Consider the following 19,177-nt stretch of genomic DNA (forward strand, 5'->3'; position numbering starts at 1 on the left):
TTTTAATGAAGACCTATTCTTTCGGACCGGCTTTTCCAGCAAAGCCCGCGCGCCCGCTCGCGCGGGCTTTCTTTTTAGCCCGCAAGTTGCAGTTGACTGCAACTTGCGCCCCAAAGGGTAGGGGAAACCACAATGTGGTTGCCACCTGTGGCTCAATTCCCCCGGAAGGGGTGCCTCCGCCCTTTTCCGATGGCAAGCAAGGCGAATGTGCACTCGGTACGGAGCGCGCAAAAAAATGCGCTCAAAACCTACCTGCGAGCGTAAAAGGGCGGGGCAACCCAGCCCTTTTGCCCAATAAGTTGTTGAATCATAGGGCAAAAGAGCTGCCCTTCGGGCGAATCCTGATTGCAGGATTCGGGTTGTCCGTGTTTGCCGCCATCCCTCTTGTCGCGCCCTCAGGACTTTCCGCCCAGGAGCCGCAGATCTCCACGGCGCCTCTGAATCCGGCGTTTGAAGCTTATTTCGCCGTTCCCGCTAAAACCAAAGCTGTGTCCGCCCCGGCGCCGGGCAGGGCGCTTGGAGGCTTGCCCTCGCCTTTCGATTTCTCCCACATGAAAGGGGCTCACCCGCGGGCCCTTTCTTCAGGTATTGAAAGCGCCGGCTCCGGCTACGCCGCCTCTTATGACCTGCGCGCCCTTGGAAAGGTCTCGTCCGTTAAAGACCAGGGGAACTGCGGTTCCTGCTGGGCTTTTGCCGCTATGGGCTCGCTGGAATCACGCCTGCTTACCGGTGAATTCTGGGACTTCTCCGAGAACAACCTGAAGGATAGCGCCGGTTTTAACTGGGGTCCCTGCGATGGGGGGAACCGCGACCTGGCCACGGCGTATCTGTCGCGCTGGAGCGGCCCGTGGACGGAGGCGGCCGACCCCTACGACGATAATGACTTGAGCAGAAAAACTCCGGCCTACCCGTCGGCGAACGCGCAGAAACACGTTCAGGAGATACTGTTCCTCCCGGACAGGGGCGGCGCCGCCGATAACGACAATATCAAGTGGGCTCTTACCAATTATGGCGCGGTACAGACTTCAATATACTGGGACGATGCTTATTACAATGCCTCCTACAATTCATACTATTTCAACGGCATTTCCGGCACAAACCATGCCGTCGCCATAGTCGGCTGGGATGATAATTTCGACAGGAACAGGTTTAACACGGCGCCGGCCGGCAACGGCGCGTTTATTATAAAGAATTCCTGGGGCCTCAGCTGGGGTGACAACGGCTATTTTTACATTTCGTATTACGACACGAATATAATAGACAACACTGTTTATGCCGACCCCGAAGCCGCCGGCGCCTATTACAGGGTTTACCAGTACGATCCGCTTGGCCAGACTTCAGCTATCGGATATGGGTCAAGCACGGGCTGGTTCGCCAATGTCTTTACGGCCGCCGAGGACTATACGCAGGTGGACGCGGTCAGTTTCTATACCCTGGCGGTAAACTCCAGCTACGAAATATATGTTTACCGGGACATGCCCGCCGCCGGCAACCCGCGTTCCGGCACGCTGGCGGACAGCCAGTCCGGTTCCTTCGCCTACGCCGGCTACCATAGCGTCCCGCTTGCCGCCAAGGTGCCGCTCGCCAACGGGCAGAAATTTACGGTAGTCATAAAGATGACGACCCCCGGCTATAACTATCCGATACCGATCGAGAAGCCCATAACGGGCTATTCAAGCGCCGCCGCCGCCGGCGCCGGCCAAAGCTATCGCAGTTCCGCCGGCTCCACCTGGAGCGATATTACAGCAAAATACCCGAACACCAACGCCAATGTGAAGGCTTTCACTTCCGTCATTGAGGACGCGACGCCGCCGGCCGCTATAACAACGGTGCGCGACGGTCTTTCCGCGGATATAACCTATGCGAACTCGCTCTCCCAGCTGTCGGCCAACTGGACCGCGTCCAGCGACGCTGAAAGCGGCATACGCCGCTACTGGTACGCCATCGGAACCACGGCCGGAGATACGAATGTCGCGGGTTGGACGGATAACGGCGCCAGCACCTCGGCCACAAAGACCGGCCTGTCCCTGACCGACGGGCAGATATATTATTTCACGGTCAGGGCGGAAAACTGGGCCGGCCTGCAGTCGGACGCGGCAAATTCCGACGGCCAGACGGTAGATAATACCGCCCCTTCAACTATTGAAACCGTGAACGATGGCCTTGGGGAAGACATCGTCTACACTACTTCCGGCACCCGGCTGTCGGCCAACTGGACTCCCAGTTCCGACGGGCAGTCCGGCATAGCCGGATACTGGTATGCGATAGGCGCCGCCGCGGGCGGGACGGACGTAAGCGGGGGCTGGGCAGATAACGGAATGAATACTTCGGTTACCAAAACCGGCTTGAACCTTGCCAAAAACCAGATCTATTATTTCACGGTAAAGGCGGAAAACGGGGCCGGCTTATGGTCGGCTGCGACGAATTCCAACGGCCAGCGGGTGGATAATACCCCGTTAAATCCCGCGTTCACGCAGGTTAATTTCTCCAGTCTGACCGTAACGTGGACCGCAATGCCGGGAGCGGATTACGCCGTCGCGCTGTCCTCGGACGCTGATTTCACGAATATCGTTTCTTCAGGCCCGCAAAGCGGAAATTCGTCGGCCTTTACCGGCCTCCTTGGGGCGACACAGTATTTTTTTAAAGTCAGGCTTTCCACCGAGACCGAATGGGACTATGCCGGCAACAGGATCTCCTCGGCCACCTTCGCGTTTATGCCGGATCTGCCCGGGGAAAAAATATACACCGGGGTCTGCTCAAGCAGCATGACGGTAAACTGGTCGTCGGGAACCGCCGCGGCCGGCTATAATTCGGCGGAGGCGCTTTACGAAGTGGAAGTGTCCACCGTCCAGGATTTTAGTCCGGTGCTTAGTTCTTCGCAGACCTGTAATTTGAATGCCGGCTTTACCGGATTAACGCCTAACACGGCATATTATACCCGCGTGCGGGCAATAAACAAAGGCGGCTCAGGCACGGATTTCGCAGTATTGGGCTCAACATTGCTGCCCGCCGCCATGCCCGGCCGGCCCGCGGGCGCGGCATACACGCAAGTCTATGCCAGCAGTATGACGGTCAACTGGTCGTCGGGAACCGCCATATCCGGCTATAATCCGGCGGGCACTCTTTACAAAGTGGAAGTGTCGACGGCTGCGGAATCCGGCCTCGTATTCGGAACGTCGCTGACTTACGAGCTTAACGCCGGCTTTACCGGATTAACGCCGAACACGACATATTATGCCCGCGCGCAGGCAATAAACAATGGCGGCTTAAGCACGGATTTCGCCATATTGGACTCAACGGCCACTGCAGCGGTTATGCCGGATTTTCCCACCGGGTCCGTATTTACGCAGGTCTGCGTGAGCAGCATTACCGTGAACTGGTCGTCGGGCACCGCCGCGGCCGGTTATAATCCGGCTGATACGCTGTACAAAGCGGAACTATCCGCTGCCGAGGGGTTTAACTCCGTTTCCGGCTCTTCGCTGACATATATCTTAACCTCAGGCTTTACCGGCCTTACGCCTGATACCACCTACTATGCGCGTGTCCGGGCGCTTGGTTATAGCGGCGCCGGGCTTTTCGCGGATCTGGGCGCGATCGTGACGCTGGCGAATGCGCCGTCGCAGACGGCGGCGATAGCCATAACTTCAATGTCGGCGAGTCTGGACTGGCTGTCCAACGGGAATCCGGAACCGGGCACAAAATATGAGCTGTGGCGGGCTATTGACCCGGAATTCACGGCGCCGGTGAAGACTATTTTGTACGCAAGCGATTGTCTTGTTGACGGTTTGTTTCCGCAAACCACATATTACTTCAAGGTCCGCGCTGTGAATAAAACCGGGATATACACGGATTTCGATTCAAAATTAATTGTCCGCACGCCTCCGTCTTCCCCGGGAACCATAGTGTTGTCCGGGACGGAGCCGGATGTGTCTTCCATCAAATGGACCTGGAACGCCGCCGCCGCCGAAGCGATATACAGGATCGTGAACTCCGCGGGCGATAATTTGTCGGGAGACCTTGAGGCGGGCGATGTGTTCTGGGTTGAAACCCAGCTTTCAACTAACACCGCGTATACCCGCAAAGCGGTGGTGTCCAATATATCGGGGGCTTCCACCTCAACGGCCGTTACCCTTTACACGCTGGCCGCGCCGCCGGCCGGTTCCGGGTTTTTTACGGTCTGGGGCAGTTCGGCCGTGGTGCAATGGTCGGCCAACGGCAATCCGCCGGGAACTTCATTCGAGGCGGAATATTGGACCGCCGGCGGTTCAACGACTTCATTGGCCGTCAGCCTGACCAGCGCCGTATTGACCGGCCTGGCGCGGGAAACAACGGTCTATGCGAGGGTCAGAGCGGTTAACGGCGACGGCATTCCCGCCGAGTATGATTCAACGGTTACCGCGTTTATTCCGAACACAATGGCGGTTATCCGGTCCGGCGGCGCCTCTACGCTTGTTTATGATCAAATATCGCTGAATATTTTACCGGATACGTTTAATGAAACCGCCACTGTTCTATTAAAACGGCCCGCCGCGGTTCCGCCGGACAACGGCGGGCTTGAGGGGTTTTTAAACAGGGTGCTGGTGGATGTGTCCGCGCAAAACCCTTCAACGCAAAAGCTTCAGCCGTTAAAGGACGTGACCGTTACCATAGATTACCACGGCATAAATCTTGCGGGAGCCGATGAAGACACGCTGGTCATCGCTGATTATAATGAAAGCCGTTCCGTCTGGGTCCCGCTTCCTTCAGCAAGGGATAAGAGCGCAAAAACAGTAACGGCAAGAACGGGCCATTTTTCACTGTTCCAGCTTATGCACTCGCTTGCGGCGGCGAGCATGTCGGAGATAACCGTGGGCCCGAATCCCTTAAGGCCGGTCAGAGACCCGTGGGCTCAGTTCACGTTCAGGCATCTGCCTTCCGGCGCGAGCGTGAAAGTTTACACTTATCTCGGCGAATTGCTGCATGAAACGGACGCTGACGCCTCAGGGCTCGCCGTCTGGGACGGAAAGAATAAAGCCGGCAGGCCGGCCGCCAGCGACATATATCTGGCGCTGATAGAATGGAAAGGCGAAAAGAAGATCTTGAAACTGGTAGTGGAAAAATGAAGATGCGTAAATTCAGCAATTTCCGCTGTTCCCTTGTTTTTCTGGCGGCCTTTGCCGCGCTCTGCCGGGCGCAGCCTGCTTTTGCCGCGTTCGGCGGCGGTGACAAAGGGACATCCGCCGCGCAATTTTTGAAATTGGGAGCAGGCGCCAGGGCCGCGGGAATGGGGGAGGCTTATTCGGCGGTCTGCGCCGACGCGGGGGCTGTTTACTGGAATCCCGGCGCGCTAAGCGCTCTGAGAGGCGTTTCCGGGACTTTTACGCACGCCGGCTTGTTCGGCGCGCTGACTTATGACTATCTGGGCTACGCGCAGTCCCTGAAGAATATCGGAACTGTCGCTTTGGGCATTCAGTATTTGTCCGCCGGCCGCATACCTGAAACGGACTCCGGCGGCTTTGAAACCGGGAATAATATGACCCCGGTCCAGCTTGCCGTCTCCGCAGCCTATAGCCGGAAGATCGGCGGTTTTGGAATAGGCGCGGCCGCCAAATATATCAGGTCCCGGCTTGCGGGGAGCGCCTCCGCGTTAGCCGCCGACGCCGGCATTTTAAGCCCGGGATTAATAAACGATAAACTGCGGCTGGCATTCGTCGTTCAGAACGCCGGAGGCGGCTTGAAATACGGGCAAAGGGCCGATCCGCTGCCTTTGAATTTTAAACTGGGCGGCGCATTTTCTTTTTCGGACAAGCTCATTCTCGGCCTTGACGTGAATTTTCCGCGGGATAACGGGCTTTATGCCGGCGCGGGCGCCGAATATCTTTTCCGTTATTCCGCTGTTTCTTTTGCGGGGCGGCTCGGGTATAATACCAGAACGCCGGGAGATATTGACGGTATGGCCGGAGTATCTGCGGGCCTTGGGATTATGTTCCGCAACCTGGCGCTGGATTACGCTTTTATTCCGTTCGGTTCGCTTGGCAGCGCGCATAGAATATCATTGAACTTTAACTTCGGCGGCGATTGACTTGAATAAAAAATGTCCCGCCGTAAAAACGACGGGACATTTTTTATGCCTAATTGCCTACGACGTATGGCTTATGGCCTACGGCAGTATTGTATTACAGCGGCAGGAGTATGGTAAAAGCGGAGCCTTTTTGCAGCTGCGACTTCACAACAACGCGGCCCTTATGCAGCTCCGCCATTTTTTTAACGAACGCAAGCCCAAGCCCCCAGCCTTCAACCTGGCCGGTGAATGAGGCCTCTACCTGGTAGAATTTATTGAAAATGTTGTCCAGTTCTTCGCCGGGGATGCCCGGACCGTTGTCTCCTACCGACAACAGGACGTGGCCGTTCCTGCTCTGGGCGGAGATGAGAACCATTTTTTCTTTGGCCGGGTTGAATCTGACGGCGTTTTCCATAAGACATTTAAGAGCGCTTTTCGTCAGGTTCCTGTCGGCGTTCAGAATCACCGGTTCCGTAACCGATATCTGAAAGGTGATGCCCTCAACATCCCTGAAGCGGTTTTTCAGCATGTCCGTCGTTTCTTCTATAAGTTTAAGGATGTCGAAACTTGTTTTGTTCAGGGCCGTTTCATCCAGACTCTCTATGGTCACAAAATCAAGCAGATTTTCCACAAGGGCGTTCAGTTTCCGGCCCTGCGCAAATATTGTGCCTGAAGATTTTTTTATCATGTCCGGCAGATTTTTGGCCTGCGCCTCTTCGCTGAGTATCTGGGCATAGCCGTTTATCGAGGCCAGGGGCGTTTTGAATTTGTGCGAGATAAGCGACAGGAAATTCCTTGCCATACACTCTTCAAGGCGCTGGGCGGTTATATCCGAGAGTATCCAGAGCCAGCCTTCATGCAGTGAAACTCCGTCCTTGTTTTCCTTGAAAAGCTTCATGGCCGCGCCTTCCAGATAGAATTTTTTCGGTTTTTCCCTGAAGGCCTCAAAGCGGGACACCGGTTGGTCGCATATCAGAATGGTTTCAAGGCCGGGTTTTATGGAAAAATCCTGAAAGGCCGTTTTTATATTATTGAACTGGTATTTATCGTGTTCAAGATAGAGTTTGGCGGAATTGTTGAGTATCGTTATTTCTCCGGCGGTGTCGGTCAGTATGGCGCCTTCTTTTATCTTTTTAAAAACTATCTCCATCTTGCGCTTTTCCTCTTTCACGGAGGAAAAAAGCCGCGAGTTTTCTATGGCGATGGCGGCCTGTGAGGCGAAGGCTTCAAAATTATTCTTGTCGGTTTCGGAAAAATCCCCGTCCGTCTTGTTTATGGCCTGCACCACCCCTATAACCTTGCCCTTGATGATCATGGGGCAGGTTAAAAGCGACCGGGTGGTATACCCGCTTTTAGCGTCGGCTTTTTTTGAATGACGCGGGTCGTTAACTACGTCGTTAATTATTATCGAGCGCGCTTCTTTGGCGCAGGAGCCCGCTATCCCCTCGTCAAGTTTGAAGCGCATTTTCTGCACGTCTTCCGGCAGGCCGAGAGCCACGTCAAAATAAAGCTCTTTGTTTTTTTCATCCAGCAGGTAAAGCGAGGCGCGCTCCGCCCCTACCACGCGCGAGGCCAGGCGCATTATGGTGTTCAGCAGTTCCGATATCTCCAGTTTAGAGGACAGCAGCCGTGAAACCATCACCAGCATTTCAAGGCTTTCCTGAGATTGCAGTATCATATCGTTTCCGGTTATCCGAATCGCTGACAACGCCGCAAGCCCCGCCCCTTTGGTCCGGGAAATTCGGGTTTAAAAAAACACCTGAACCAACAGCTTATAATAATCCTTGCAGGCCCCGGGGTTTTGCTTATACAAGTTATACGCCAAATCAAGCGAGGATTTTTCATTCAGCCGCATTTTGAGCCCGAAAACAGCCGAATTAGCCGGATCCTCCTGCCTGAAAGATATTCTACTAAATCCCGCGTAAAGATAACTATTAAAATCAGGCGCCATGTTGCGCGCGAATTGGAGTGTCAGCGTCCACTCGGGCAGCGCGTTGATCGTTCTAAAGGTTCCCAGGTAGAACAATTCCGACTGGTCCAGGGCCGGGTTTATTAAATTTGAGTTTTTCGCCCCGGAGGGTTTGGTGAAACCCGCGGCTGAGACCGAAAAGAAAAACTGGTTCTCCAGAGCCTTTTCCATCTGCGCGCCAAAGGCGCTCTGGCTGAATGTTTTGTTTATTATTGTTCCGCCGGTGTTTTGGCCGGTTTTTTGTTCGGCCGTCGCTCCTGAAAGGGTGAGGTGCAGGTAGCTTGGATTTGAGTTGTCGTTCAGAGAGGTCAGAACGGAAAATTGCGCCCCGTGCGCGCTTGATCTTATGCGGCCCGCGGGATACAGAAAGGGCTTAAAAGACAGAAAATAATGAGCGCCTGAATACAAGACAGGCAGCCGCAAAGAATACACTTTGTCCCGGTATGTCCCGCCGTCCTCATAGAAAGAGGCGCCCGGCGCGATCACGGTTCGGGTTGAGATGTTGGTAAAAACAGAGAAAGCGTCTTTGGCAAAACCGTTCGAGCCAAAGGAGTACTCATTCTCCGCCCACCAGGCGCCGCGAAGCGGAGCGCACGCAAGCAATAAAAGGACCGCCAGTGCCGGTAACGGCTTCAAGGACTTTCTCATGTTTTCATATTATATATTATTGAGCCCCGCCGTCCGTTATTTTTACGCGTGTCAACAGGATAAGGGGATAGAGGCGAGCGGCTGGCGGTTTAGGGAAGGGGTGCGAAGCACAATTCAGTGATCAAGTTTTTTATTTCTGCCCCTCCACCCTATGCGCTGCCCCCTGTCGTAAAACGGCCAGCCAGCTTTTCGCCGATTCGACCGTTATTACGGCGGCCAGCGCCAGCATGATCACCGTAAGAGCCACGTTCAGCCAGCCCTGCAGGTCGTGGCGGGGAAGATAGTTGCCTGTTATGTTCATTATACCCGCGGTGACCGTTGTGGCCAGCATGAAAAGAAACGGTATAAAGGTCACTAACGCATGTACGGCTTTAGTCCTTTTAAGTATGAAAGTTGTGCCTATGGCCAGCGCTATTGCCGATAACAGCTGGTTGGCTACCCCGAACATCGGCCAGATCGTGCTGATATTGCCGGCAAGCAGCATACCGCCCCAGGCAGCGCAGACCAGAAAACTCGCAAGAAAAACCCCCGGCCACCAGTCGGTTTTAGCGAAGGGCTTATAAACTTTTCCAAATACTTCCTGTGTGATATAGCGCGCCACCCTGGTGCCCGCGTCTATGGTGGTCAGTATAAAAAGCGCTTCGAACATGATGGCAAAGTGATACCAATAGGAAAGCAGGTGTTTCATGCCCGGCATCGCGGCGAAGATCTGCGCCATTCCCACCGCGAGCGATACCGCGCCGCCCGCCCGTCCCTCCAGGTGCTCGCCTACGGCCAGCGCCATTTCAGGCAGACGTGAAACGCTAAGCCCCAGTTTCTGAAAAACGGCAGGCGAAAGATTTATTGCGAAGTAGTCGCCAGGCAGAAGCACCGTGGCCGCTATCAGGGCCATTATGGAAACAAAGCCTTCGGTGATCATGGCGCCGTAGCCTATAAGCCGCAGGTCGCGTTCGCTTGCTATCATCTTTGGCGTGGTGCCGGAACTTATAAGACTGTGAAAGCCCGAAATAGCGCCGCAGGCGATGGTAATGCAGACATAGGGCCAGACTTTCCCCGGTATTATGGGGCCGCCGCCGTGAATGAAGCTGGTAAATGCCGGCGAGGCAATGTCGGGCCGCACCCATAAAATGCCAAGCGCCAGCAAGGCTATGGTGCCTATTTTCATGTAGGAGCTCAGGTAATCGCGGGGCGCCAGCAGCAGCCAGACCGGCAGAATGGAGGCCAGCATGCCGTAAACGGCAAGTATGATTGAAAGGTTTGTTTTGGAATAAAGGAAATAATGCGCCCAGCCGGAACGCGAAAGCGGTTCGCCAAGTATTATAACCCCCACTACCAGCGTTACGCCGATGATCGAGGCCTCGGTTATTTTTCCCGGCCGGGCCTTGTTCATGTACCATCCCACAAAAACAGCTATAGGGATGGTCATGGCAATAGAAAATGTTCCCCAGGAACTTTCCGCCAGAGCGTTTACCACCACCATGGAGAGCCCGGCCAAAGCGGTTATTATTATGAACAGGACGGCGGCTGTCGTGGCCCAGCCGGCGGTTTTGCCCGTTTCGCGCCCGGCTATTTCCGTAATAGAAAGCCCGTCGTAGCGCACCGAGGCGAACAATATCACCATGTCGTGCACGCCGCCGGCCAGCACGCTGCCGATCAGGATCCATAAAAAACCAGGCAGGTATCCGAACTGCGCGGCCAGCACCGGGCCCACAAGGGGGCCGGCGCCGGCTATGGCGGCGAAGTGGTGGCCGAAAAGCACCCAGCGGTTGGTGGGTTTGTAATCGTAGCCGTTTTCAAGCGCATGGGCCGGAGTGCGTCTGTCGGGGTCAAAGGCCAGGACTTTCGCTATTATGAAGGCGGCATAAAAACGGTAAGCCAGGGCGTAAACAAGCAGGGCTATGATAAGCAATGTAAGAGCGTTCATTTGAAAATTTTAGATAATTGGAAAGCTCTCCGCAAATAAAAAGCCCCGCCCGCTTTTAACGGGAAGGGCTTTTAGAAAACGCCGCCTCACTTCCTTACTGCACGAACAGGAAGAAATATTGCAGAAAGTCGTAAAGGTCGCAGTTGACAAGCGTTATATCCATGGGTGAGCCATCCATGGCGCCGCCCAGATGGCCGTTTACCTTATTGAAGGTCAGATCAACCGGGGCGTGGTTGGCATAGCCGGTCAGTTTTACTATGGTCTCGTCCGCTATCCCCTCGTTCATGGCAAATTCAACGCGAAGCGGGCTATGGTTCGAATAGCCTTCAAGCAGGCCGTTTTTCCAGTTTACGGTATAGTTAACGGGGCTTTGATTCGCGCCGCCTTCCACCGTGACTTCCTCCTGGCTCCAGGTAAATTTAAGGTCCACGGGGCTGTGGTTCGCTCCGCCGGTGATGGTTTTATCGTCATGGTTTATTTTTATGTCGACCGGGCTGTGATTTATCGCGCCCGTTATGGTCCATGCCAGCTTGTTGATGGTAATGTCCACGGGGCTCAAATTCATTCCGCCCTTTATGGTTCCGATCTTTACGGCGAAGGCCGGCCTCGATCTGGAGCCGAAAAGAGAACTGTAAACTTTCTGCCCCACCTGCACCTCGGTCACATAGTAGTATTTGGCGAGCCCTATGGCCGCGTCGGCGGCGTCTATTCCTGAAGCGTCCACCATCACGAAATAATAATTGCCCCCGTCCGCGCAGGCCCTGGCTTTGAATCCCGCCTCTTTCAGTTCTGTGATCACCGCGTCAATATCCAGGCCTCTTTTCAGCTTTGCCACCAAAGTGTAGTTCATGTCGGGCTGCGCCTCGTTGAGTTTTATTTTGGCGAGGGCCATGTTCTGCTGGTTATATTTTGCGTCCGGCGCGGGGGCGGCGGGAATTGGTATTTCCGTTTTCAGTGTCTGTTCATTTATATCATTAAGGGTGATTGAAGACAGATCTCCGGCGAATGCCGTGTTGGCCGCGAGTAAAAGGATACCGGCAAAATAAGCGCTGTTCATCATTTGTGTCCTCCGTAGTTTCTTCCTTAATATATTATGCACAAAAACGGTTTTTTTGACAAAGGCCCTAGGTCCCGGCGCACCCGGGTCTTTTGGCCCTCAGGCTCCGGGACTTTAGGGTCTTGACTTGCGGAGGGTGTCTGCTATACTATAAACGCTCAGGTTTTTTAGGAGGATTTTATGACGCGTAAAATAATAGCCGGTGCGGCTCTCTTAAGTTTCTGTCTCGGCCTGTCCGGGATCTCGCGTGCCGTCGGCCTTGATTTCGGCGGCGCCGCCTACATTCTGGATAACTCCAATGTGCCTCCGCCCACGGCCGCCAAGGCCGCGCATGTAAAAGCGCCCGCGGTTAAAGCGGTAAAGAAATGGACCGTCATGGTTTTCCTTAACGGCAAGAACAACCTTGAAATTGCCGGACTTTACAATGTCAATCAAATGGAGAAAGTGGGCTCCACGAACGATATTAACATAGTGGCGGAACTTGGCCGGATGAACGGTCAGACCGCCGGCGACACCCACCTGGACGGGGACTGGACCGGCTCAAAGCGCTTCTTTATAAAGAAAGACACGGATGAAAACAAGATCACCTCCCCCATTGTGCAGCAGGACCCCAAGGCCGATATGGGCGATTACAAGCGGGCGGTGGATTTTGTCAACTGGGCCAAGAAAAATTACCCGGCGCAGAAGTACATGCTTATCCTCTGGGACCACGGCTCAGGCTGGCTGGACCCGCAGCAGACGACAAAAAAGAAAACCAACAGCAAAGGAATATCCTTTGATGATGAAACCGACAATTATATAAGGACAAAGCAGATAGGCCAGATCCTTAAAGACGCAGGCAAGGTGGATGTGCTGGCTTATGACGCCTGCCTGATGCAGATGGCCGAAGTGGCTTTTGAAGTGAAAGACAAGACCGATGTTATAGTGGGTTCGGAGGAGGTCGTGCCTGGACTTGGCTATCCGTACAGCATTTTTCTGGGCTACCTTGCGAAGAATCCGGGCATAGACGCGGAAACTCTGGGAGCCACCACGGTCGAGGCTTTCAAAATGTTCTATGACGCGGTAAACACGAACTTCGCCTCTGCCGGAAAACCTCCTATGGGCGCGCAGCTCTCCGCCATACGTTCCGCCAAACTTGCCGACTTCGGGGTTAAGGTCGCGGAATTCGCGGTGCTTGCTAAGGACGCGAACGATGTGGACGCTCTTAAGGCCGCCCGGGCCGGCGTTATGCGCTATGACATGGTAGGGAAGGATTCCGATCCGCAAAAAACCATCTCTTTTTACGGCGACCTGTATAATTACGCGGGGCTGCTTGCCGCCAATCTTAAAGGAACCGAAGGTCCCACAAAAGCCGCGGTCCTGAAGCAAAAAGCCGCCGAACTGCAGGCTTTTATTGACAATCAGTTGATAATTGATTCCAAGGCTTCCGGCAAGGACCGCCTGGGCCGCGATCTGGCCGACAGCCACGGGATTTCCATATACCTGCCGCCCGCCGAGGTCAGGATACCGCAGGAGAAACTTGAGGGAATATTTGAGGGCAAGTACGCTGATTTTGAGTTTGACAAGGCGGCCAAGTGGCATGACTTCGTAACCTACCTGTACGGAGTGCCGGGCAATCCTGCTGTAGCGAAGGAAGTAAATATCAAAGCATCGGACGTTTCGCCAGCCAATCGTTGATTGCCGGTTACGTTCCAGACGGGAAAATTCCCCGGATTATAAATCCGGGGAATTTTTTTATCCCGGTTTATTGGTCGGCTTAAAACCAGAACTGAAGCTCTGAAGCGAACGAAAGTGGAAAACTTCAGCTCTTCAGTTCTTCAGCGCTGGTACACTCAAGTATTTGCCGTCTGAGGCACACCGTCCTTTGGTAACGACCCCTTCCCAACTGCTTAAGGGACACCGCATTGCGGTTTCCCCTCCTACGCAAGGCCGTCTGATGGGCATAGCCCTTGGCCGCTTTGTTGCGTATAGCGCTCATGCGGCACGCCCATGGGTCAGATACGGCACAACCATAGGTTAGTATTGGCCGTCTGAGGCACACTGTGCCTGATACGGCACCTACGCAAGTATTGTAAAATCTAGGATGTAATTCCATGGAAAGAATACTGCTGGTCAATTTCGCGGAGTGCCCGGAGAACCTGCATTTTGAGCAGGCTTTCATAAGGGCCCTGCGGCGCCGCGGCGGGGCCAAACTTGATATTCTGCACGATTTTGACTTCCCCTACACTTTTATAAAAAAACTGCCGGTCCCCGGGGGGCGCAGGATAAAATACAGCGGCGCGCGGACCTTTGAGGGGGAACTCCGAAAGGACTACAGCCGCCTGGTCATCCTGGATTTTCCCAAACGCAAACGCTGCGCCCTGCCTTTTATAAAGCTGGTGCGCGAACTTAAAGCGGGAAAAAAATTTTTTCTCGCCAACCATCTTATTCCCATGCCGGGCCAGAATTTCACGGCCGACGCCGCGCGCAGGTTCAAATTATTCGCTGGCTTTAACGGCGCGTCCATACTTGAATCGGATGACACCGTGCTTTGGCGCCCGCTGGGCTTTGACGAGCTGAAGCTTTTTAAACGGAATTATGCCGTGGATTGCGCATATTACCGTCCGGAAAAAGTTCAGCCCGGGAATTATGTTTTTTCAGCCGGCTCAGCCGGCAGGGATTTTTCGGCTTTGGCCGGTGCGGCGAAAAAAACCGGCCTTCCCGTTAAAATTTTTTCAGACGCTAAAATCGCCCTGCCGGGGAAATTTAAGGGTATATGCGAAGTTTTTCTGCTGGCGAAAAATCTGCACAACCTTAAAGAGGCGCTTTTGGGCTCAAAACTTGTGGTTTTGCCGATAGAAAACGGCTACATAAACGAGGCGGCAGGCAATTCCATAATTTTTATCGCTATGGCCTGCGGCGTACCCGTGCTGGCCCGCCGCACACGCTACATGGCGCGCTATATAAAGGAGGGAGCGAACGGTTTTATGTATAACACCCTCTCCGCCCGCAACCTTGAGGCCGGCATTAAAAAAATAATCGCCCTTACTCCCGCCGGGCTCTTCCGCCTAAGGCGGAAGGCCAGGAAAACCGTTCTTGAAAAAGCCTCTCTTGACCGCTTCTGTTCGTCCTTCCTCGGAAAATTCATTTAGGCTCTCTAATTTGTTAGAATTTCTTTATTCAATTAACTGCTCTTTACACGTCCCGCATCAAAACTTATTATACGGAGGCTCAATGTCTTATTTTATAGGCAGGAACAGAGAAGCAAGGCAGACCTACGGTTACGACGAGGTGGCGCTGGTTCCGGGCAACATAGCCGTTGACCCCGACGACACCGATACTTCGTTTAACATAGCTGACATTAAATTTAAAATTCCGTTCCTGGCCTCGGCCATGGACGGAGTGGTAAACACGGGATTTGCCGTGGCCATGAACAGGCTGGGGGGGCTTGCTGTGCTTAACCTTGACGGCCTCAATACCCGCTACGAGAATCCCGAGGAAGCCGTAAATGAAATAGTGAACTGCGATCCGGCCAAGTCCACCGAAGTTTTCCAGAAGCTCTACAAAGCGCCGGTAAACAAAAAACTTATAGCCAGGCGCGTTGAGGAAATGAAAAAAGCGAAGATCCCCTGCGCCGTTTCCTCCATCCCCCAGAATGCCGCCGAGTTCGGCCCCATAGCGCGCGAAGCCGGCGCGGACATCTTCGCGGTTCAGGCCACCGTGCTCACCATAAAGTATGAATCCACAAAGCAAAAAACGCTGGATATACATAAATTCGTAAAAGACATGAGGATCCCGGTGCTTTTGGGCAACTGCGTAACCTACCGCGTGGCGCTTGAGCTTATAGAGACCGGGGCCGCCGGCCTGCTTGTGGGCGTGGGGCCCGGCGCGGCCTGCACCACCAGAGGCGTTTTGGGCATCGGCGTGCCGCAGGTCACTTCCACCGTCGATTGCGCGGCCGCCCGCGACTTTTACTACAAAAAAACCGGAAAATATGTGCCCATAATAACCGACGGCGGCATGCACACGGGCGGCGATGTATGCAAATCCATAGCCGCCGGCGCCGACGCCGTGATGATAGGCTCGCCGTTCGCCAAGGCGACCGAAGCGCCCGGCAAGGGTTTTCACTGGGGCATGGCCACCCCTCACGCGAACCTTCCGCGGGGCACCCGCGTGCGTGTCGGCATTACCGGTTCCATTGAGGAAATACTTTTTGGCCCGGCGCGTGTGGATGACGGCAGCCAGAATCTGGTCGGCGCTTTAAAAACCTCCATGGGGGCTTTGGGCTGCCATAATATCCGCGAAATGCAGCTTTCGCAGATAATAATAGCGCCCTCCATAAAAAGCGAGGGAAAACTTCTCCAGCGCTCCCAGGCGGTAGGAATGGGGAAGCAAAAATAGGGGCGAGCGCATAGCGGATAGGGGTTAGGGAAGGAGTTCCTTATGTGCCCTCACCGCCAGCCGCCAGCCGCTATTCCCTGATGTTGAACTATGGAACAAATATTAATTCTCGACTTCGGCAGCCAGTACACTCAGCTTATCGCGCGCCGCCTGCGCAGTATCGGGGTATATTGCGAAATACTCCCCTTCCATACAAGCGTGGAGGAAATACTCGGGCGCGCGCCTAAAGGCCTTATCCTTTCCGGCGGGCCGTCCAGCGTTTACGATAAAAAAGCCCCCAAGCCCGACCCCGCCATCTTCAACCTGGGGGTACCGGTGCTTGGCATCTGTTACGGCATGCAGCTGATGGCCTGCGAACTCGGCGGCAAAGTTCTTAAAGCCAAAAAGCGGGAATACGGCCTTGGCCGGCTGAAAATTAAGTCCGGCTCAATGCTCCTGGCGGGGTTGCCTGCTGAATTTAAAGTGTGGCTCAGCCACGGAGACGAAGTTAAAAAACTTCCGCCCGGCTTCGCGCTTAAGGCCGGCACGAAAGAAATCACCGCCGGCGCCATGGAAAACCCCGGCAGGGATCTTTACGCCGTTCAGTTCCACCCCGAGGTTCACCATACCGAGCACGGCTCAAAAATACTGGCCAATTTCGCAAAAAATATATGCGGCTGCGTCCATAAATGGTCGCCGGTCTCATTTTTAGACGGCGCTCTGGCGGATATAAAAAAGGATACCGCCGGTGCCGAAGTTATCTGCGCGCTTTCAGGCGGGGTGGATTCCTCAGTGGCCGCGGTGATGGTTCACCGGGCCGTGGGAAAAAGGCTGCACTGCATTTTCGTGGACACCGGGCTTTTGCGCCATGGCGACAGAGAGCGTATGAAGGATATATTCGCGCGCAAATTCGGCTTCAACCTTAAAATAGCGGATTCGTCGAAATTATTCCTGTCGCGCCTTGCGGGTGTGGCCGACCCGGAGAAAAAGCGCAAGATAATAGGGCATGCCTTTATAGAAATTTTTGAAAAAGAGGCCAAAAAAATAAAGAACGCCCGCTTTCTGGTGCAGGGCACGCTTTATCCGGACGTGATAGAATCGGTTTCCGTAAAGGGGCCCTCGGCGGTTATCAAGAGCCATCACAATGTGGGCGGCCTGCCTGAGAAAATGGATCTGAAGCTGATAGAGCCGCTTCGCTATTTCTTTAAAGACGAAGTGCGGGCGCTTGGGCGGGGCTTGAAAATACCCGAGGCCGTTTTGATGCAGCACCCTTTCCCGGGGCCGGGGTTGGCCATCCGGGTGCTTGGCGCGGTTACGCCTGAGCGTCTTGAGATTCTGCGGGAGGCCGACAGAATAATGAGGGATGAAATTTGGGGTGCCGGTTGGTATGGCAAGATCTGGCAGGCTTTCTGCGTGCTGCTGCCCATAAAAACAGTGGGCGTGATGGGTGACGAGCGCTCGTATGAAAATGTGCTGGCGCTGCGCTGCGTGGAATCGGTGGACGGGATGACTGCCGACTGGTCAAAAATGCCGCACGAGTTGCTGCAGAAGATCTCGTCCAGGGTGATAAGCGAAGTGCGCGGCGTGAACCGCGTGGTTTACGACATAACCTCAAAGCCCCCGGCGACCATTGAGTGGGAGTAGGGAAAGACTGAAGGGTATAAAAAGGTAGACGCTACCTTTTTTATCTAATTTATGAAAAACGAAATAAAACTTCTTCACAAAGGCAAAGTGCGGGATGTTTACGCGGTGGGGGATAAATACCTGCTTATCGTTGCGTCGGACAGGATATCGGCTTTTGATCATATTTTGCCCACTCCCGTGCCTGGAAAGGGCGAACTGCTCAACCGCATAAGCCTGTTCTGGTTCGAGCGCACAAAACACATAATAAATAACCATATTGTCACCTCCGACATAGAAGCTATAAAGTCGCAGGTTACGGGACACAAGGCGCAGGAATTGGATTGGGAATATCTGAAAGGGCGCGCAATGCTGGTGCGCCGCACCAAGCGGGTGAATTTTGAGTGCGTCGTGCGCGGCTACATAACGGGCTCCGGCTGGAAAGAATACCTTAAAGCCGGGACCGTCTGCGGCATAAAGCTGCCCGCGGGTTTAAAAGAAGCGCAAAAACTGCCCGAACCCATATTCACCCCCACGACCAAGGCGGACCACGGCCACGACGAAAATGTGACCTTTGAGGAAATGGCCGCGGCTTTCGGCGTAAAAAAAACCCGTGTTATCAAAGCTAAAAGCCTGGAGCTTTATAATTTTGCCGCTACCTACGCGGAGCCCAGGGGGATAATACTCGCCGACACAAAATTCGAATTCGGCGAGCTGGAGGGTCATCCCGACTCCGGCGGCGGGATAATACTTATAGACGAGGCCCTGACCCCCGATTCTTCGCGGTTCTGGGATAAAGCCGCGTATAAGGTCGGATCCAGCCCCGAAAGTTTTGACAAACAATTTGTGCGCGACTGGCTTGAGAAAAAATCCGGCTGGGACAAACAACCCCCGCCGCCCGATCTGCCGCCGGAAGTTGTGCAGGGCACGCTTGAAAAATATCAGGAAGCCCTTAGAAGGCTAACCGCATGATAATAGAAGTATTTACCAAAGACAAATACGCCAAAAATGAGCAGGCCGGGCTTATAAAAAAGCTGGCCGCCGCCGGGTTTAAAACCGATTTTCTGCGGTTCTCGAAACTGTATCGCCTGGACGGGAATTATTCAAAGGCCGCCGCAAAAAAACTGGCCGGGGAACTTTTGTGCGACACCATAACCGAGTCATGGTCATTTACGCCGCGCCGCTTTACCGGCCGCAATATTTACAGCGTTGAAATATGGCTGAAGGATTCCGTAACCGATGTGGTGGGGGAAAGCGTGCGGTCCGCCGTGACTGATATGGGCTTTGACAAGCCCGCCATGGCGCGTTTCGGCAAAAGCCTATACGCGCGCGCGGCCTCCGCAACTAAACTCCGGCACGCCGTGGCCAAAACCCTCGCGAACGAAACCGTGAATTACTGTACGGTAACAAAAGTCGGGGCTTCGGATTTGCTGTGAATGGTTAAATATTTTTTTATGGTTCATTAGCCGCGATCGGGTGGCGGCGGGTTGGTTTGCGGGGGTTTCCGCAGGCCGACTTGGGCTTGCAGTCAGTGGAGGCCGAGGATAAGGGCGGCCGCGC

At 54.2% G+C, this 19,177-nt stretch carries 12 protein-coding genes; 8 read left to right on the top strand and 4 right to left on the bottom strand.

Annotated features, from left to right (window positions below):
- Window positions 1-365: 365 nt before the first annotated feature.
- A complete protein-coding gene (locus NTX59_08440) occupies window positions 366-5,102 on the top strand; it encodes a lectin like domain-containing protein (protein MCX5785705.1) in 4,737 nt (1,578 codons plus the stop codon).
- A complete protein-coding gene (locus tag NTX59_08445) occupies window positions 5,057-6,061 on the top strand; it encodes a PorV/PorQ family protein (protein MCX5785706.1) in 1,005 nt (334 codons plus the stop codon). Before NTX59_08440 ends, NTX59_08445 begins: the two co-directional genes overlap by 46 nt.
- A 94-nt stretch (window positions 6,062-6,155) precedes the next feature.
- On the opposite strand, the gene NTX59_08450 is transcribed toward NTX59_08445, so the two are convergent.
- From NTX59_08450 to NTX59_08465, 4 genes are all read right to left on the bottom strand, one after another.
- On the bottom strand, window positions 6,156-7,718 hold the full coding sequence (locus tag NTX59_08450) for a GAF domain-containing sensor histidine kinase (GenBank protein MCX5785707.1): 1,563 nt from the start codon (window positions 7,716-7,718) through the stop codon (window positions 6,156-6,158).
- Window positions 7,719-7,787: 69 nt separating this feature from the next.
- A complete protein-coding gene (locus NTX59_08455) occupies window positions 7,788-8,657 on the bottom strand; it encodes a hypothetical protein (GenBank protein MCX5785708.1) in 870 nt (289 codons plus the stop codon).
- A 130-nt stretch (window positions 8,658-8,787) separates the two neighbouring features.
- A complete protein-coding gene (locus NTX59_08460; GenBank protein ID MCX5785709.1) occupies window positions 8,788-10,581 on the bottom strand; it encodes a carbon starvation protein A in 1,794 nt (597 codons plus the stop codon).
- 94 nt (window positions 10,582-10,675) lie between these two features.
- Window positions 10,676-11,641 carry a hypothetical protein gene (locus NTX59_08465; protein MCX5785710.1) on the bottom strand — a complete coding sequence of 322 codons (966 nt, stop codon included), beginning with the start codon at window positions 11,639-11,641 and terminating at the stop codon, window positions 10,676-10,678.
- Between the two features lie 177 nt (window positions 11,642-11,818).
- Between NTX59_08465 and NTX59_08470 the strand changes: the two genes are divergently transcribed.
- The 6 genes from NTX59_08470 to NTX59_08495 all read left to right on the top strand — a co-directional run bounded on the left by NTX59_08470 (window position 11,819) and on the right by NTX59_08495 (window position 19,053).
- Window positions 11,819-13,315: a clostripain-related cysteine peptidase gene (locus NTX59_08470; protein MCX5785711.1), complete on the top strand. Its 1,497-nt coding sequence runs from the start codon at window positions 11,819-11,821 to the stop codon at window positions 13,313-13,315.
- A gap of 416 nt (window positions 13,316-13,731) precedes the next feature.
- Window positions 13,732-14,769: a glycosyltransferase gene (locus tag NTX59_08475; protein ID MCX5785712.1), complete on the top strand. Its 1,038-nt coding sequence runs from the start codon at window positions 13,732-13,734 to the stop codon at window positions 14,767-14,769.
- An 82-nt stretch (window positions 14,770-14,851) separates the two neighbouring features.
- Window positions 14,852-16,018, top strand: a complete 1,167-nt coding sequence (locus tag NTX59_08480) for a GuaB3 family IMP dehydrogenase-related protein (GenBank protein ID MCX5785713.1) — start codon at window positions 14,852-14,854, stop codon at window positions 16,016-16,018.
- Window positions 16,019-16,108: 90 nt separating this feature from the next.
- A complete protein-coding gene (gene guaA, locus NTX59_08485; GenBank protein ID MCX5785714.1) occupies window positions 16,109-17,641 on the top strand; it encodes a glutamine-hydrolyzing GMP synthase in 1,533 nt (510 codons plus the stop codon).
- Window positions 17,642-17,692: 51 nt separating this feature from the next.
- The gene (locus NTX59_08490) at window positions 17,693-18,589 is read left to right on the top strand and encodes a phosphoribosylaminoimidazolesuccinocarboxamide synthase (GenBank protein ID MCX5785715.1); all 897 of its coding nucleotides are present in this window, start codon (window positions 17,693-17,695) and stop codon (window positions 18,587-18,589) included.
- Window positions 18,586-19,053 carry a phosphoribosylformylglycinamidine synthase subunit PurS gene (locus NTX59_08495; protein MCX5785716.1) on the top strand — a complete coding sequence of 156 codons (468 nt, stop codon included), beginning with the start codon at window positions 18,586-18,588 and terminating at the stop codon, window positions 19,051-19,053. The genes NTX59_08490 and NTX59_08495 overlap by 4 nt, the downstream gene beginning before the upstream one ends.
- Window positions 19,054-19,177 lie beyond the last annotated feature (124 nt).

The sequence above is a fragment of the Elusimicrobiota bacterium genome (assembly GCA_026388155.1).
Classification (GTDB): domain Bacteria; phylum Elusimicrobiota; class Elusimicrobia; order Elusimicrobiales; family UBA9959; genus UBA9634.

Excerpts from the sequence above, each read along its gene's own strand:
- NTX59_08445 (MCX5785706.1), top strand. The coding sequence starts at position 5,057 with ATGGAAAGGCGAAAAGAAGATCTTGAAACTGGTAGTGGAAAAATGAAG.
- NTX59_08450 (MCX5785707.1), bottom strand. The coding sequence starts at position 7,718 with ATGATACTGCAATCTCAGGAAAGCCTTGAAATGCTGGTGATGGTTTCA.
- NTX59_08455 (MCX5785708.1), bottom strand. The coding sequence starts at position 8,657 with ATGAGAAAGTCCTTGAAGCCGTTACCGGCACTGGCGGTCCTTTTATTG.
- NTX59_08460 (MCX5785709.1), bottom strand. The coding sequence starts at position 10,581 with ATGAACGCTCTTACATTGCTTATCATAGCCCTGCTTGTTTACGCCCTG.
- NTX59_08465 (MCX5785710.1), bottom strand. The coding sequence starts at position 11,641 with ATGATGAACAGCGCTTATTTTGCCGGTATCCTTTTACTCGCGGCCAAC.
- NTX59_08470 (MCX5785711.1), top strand. The coding sequence starts at position 11,819 with ATGACGCGTAAAATAATAGCCGGTGCGGCTCTCTTAAGTTTCTGTCTC.
- NTX59_08475 (MCX5785712.1), top strand. The coding sequence starts at position 13,732 with ATGGAAAGAATACTGCTGGTCAATTTCGCGGAGTGCCCGGAGAACCTG.
- NTX59_08480 (MCX5785713.1), top strand. The coding sequence starts at position 14,852 with ATGTCTTATTTTATAGGCAGGAACAGAGAAGCAAGGCAGACCTACGGT.
- guaA (MCX5785714.1), top strand. The coding sequence starts at position 16,109 with ATGGAACAAATATTAATTCTCGACTTCGGCAGCCAGTACACTCAGCTT.
- NTX59_08490 (MCX5785715.1), top strand. The coding sequence starts at position 17,693 with ATGAAAAACGAAATAAAACTTCTTCACAAAGGCAAAGTGCGGGATGTT.
- NTX59_08495 (MCX5785716.1), top strand. The coding sequence starts at position 18,586 with ATGATAATAGAAGTATTTACCAAAGACAAATACGCCAAAAATGAGCAG.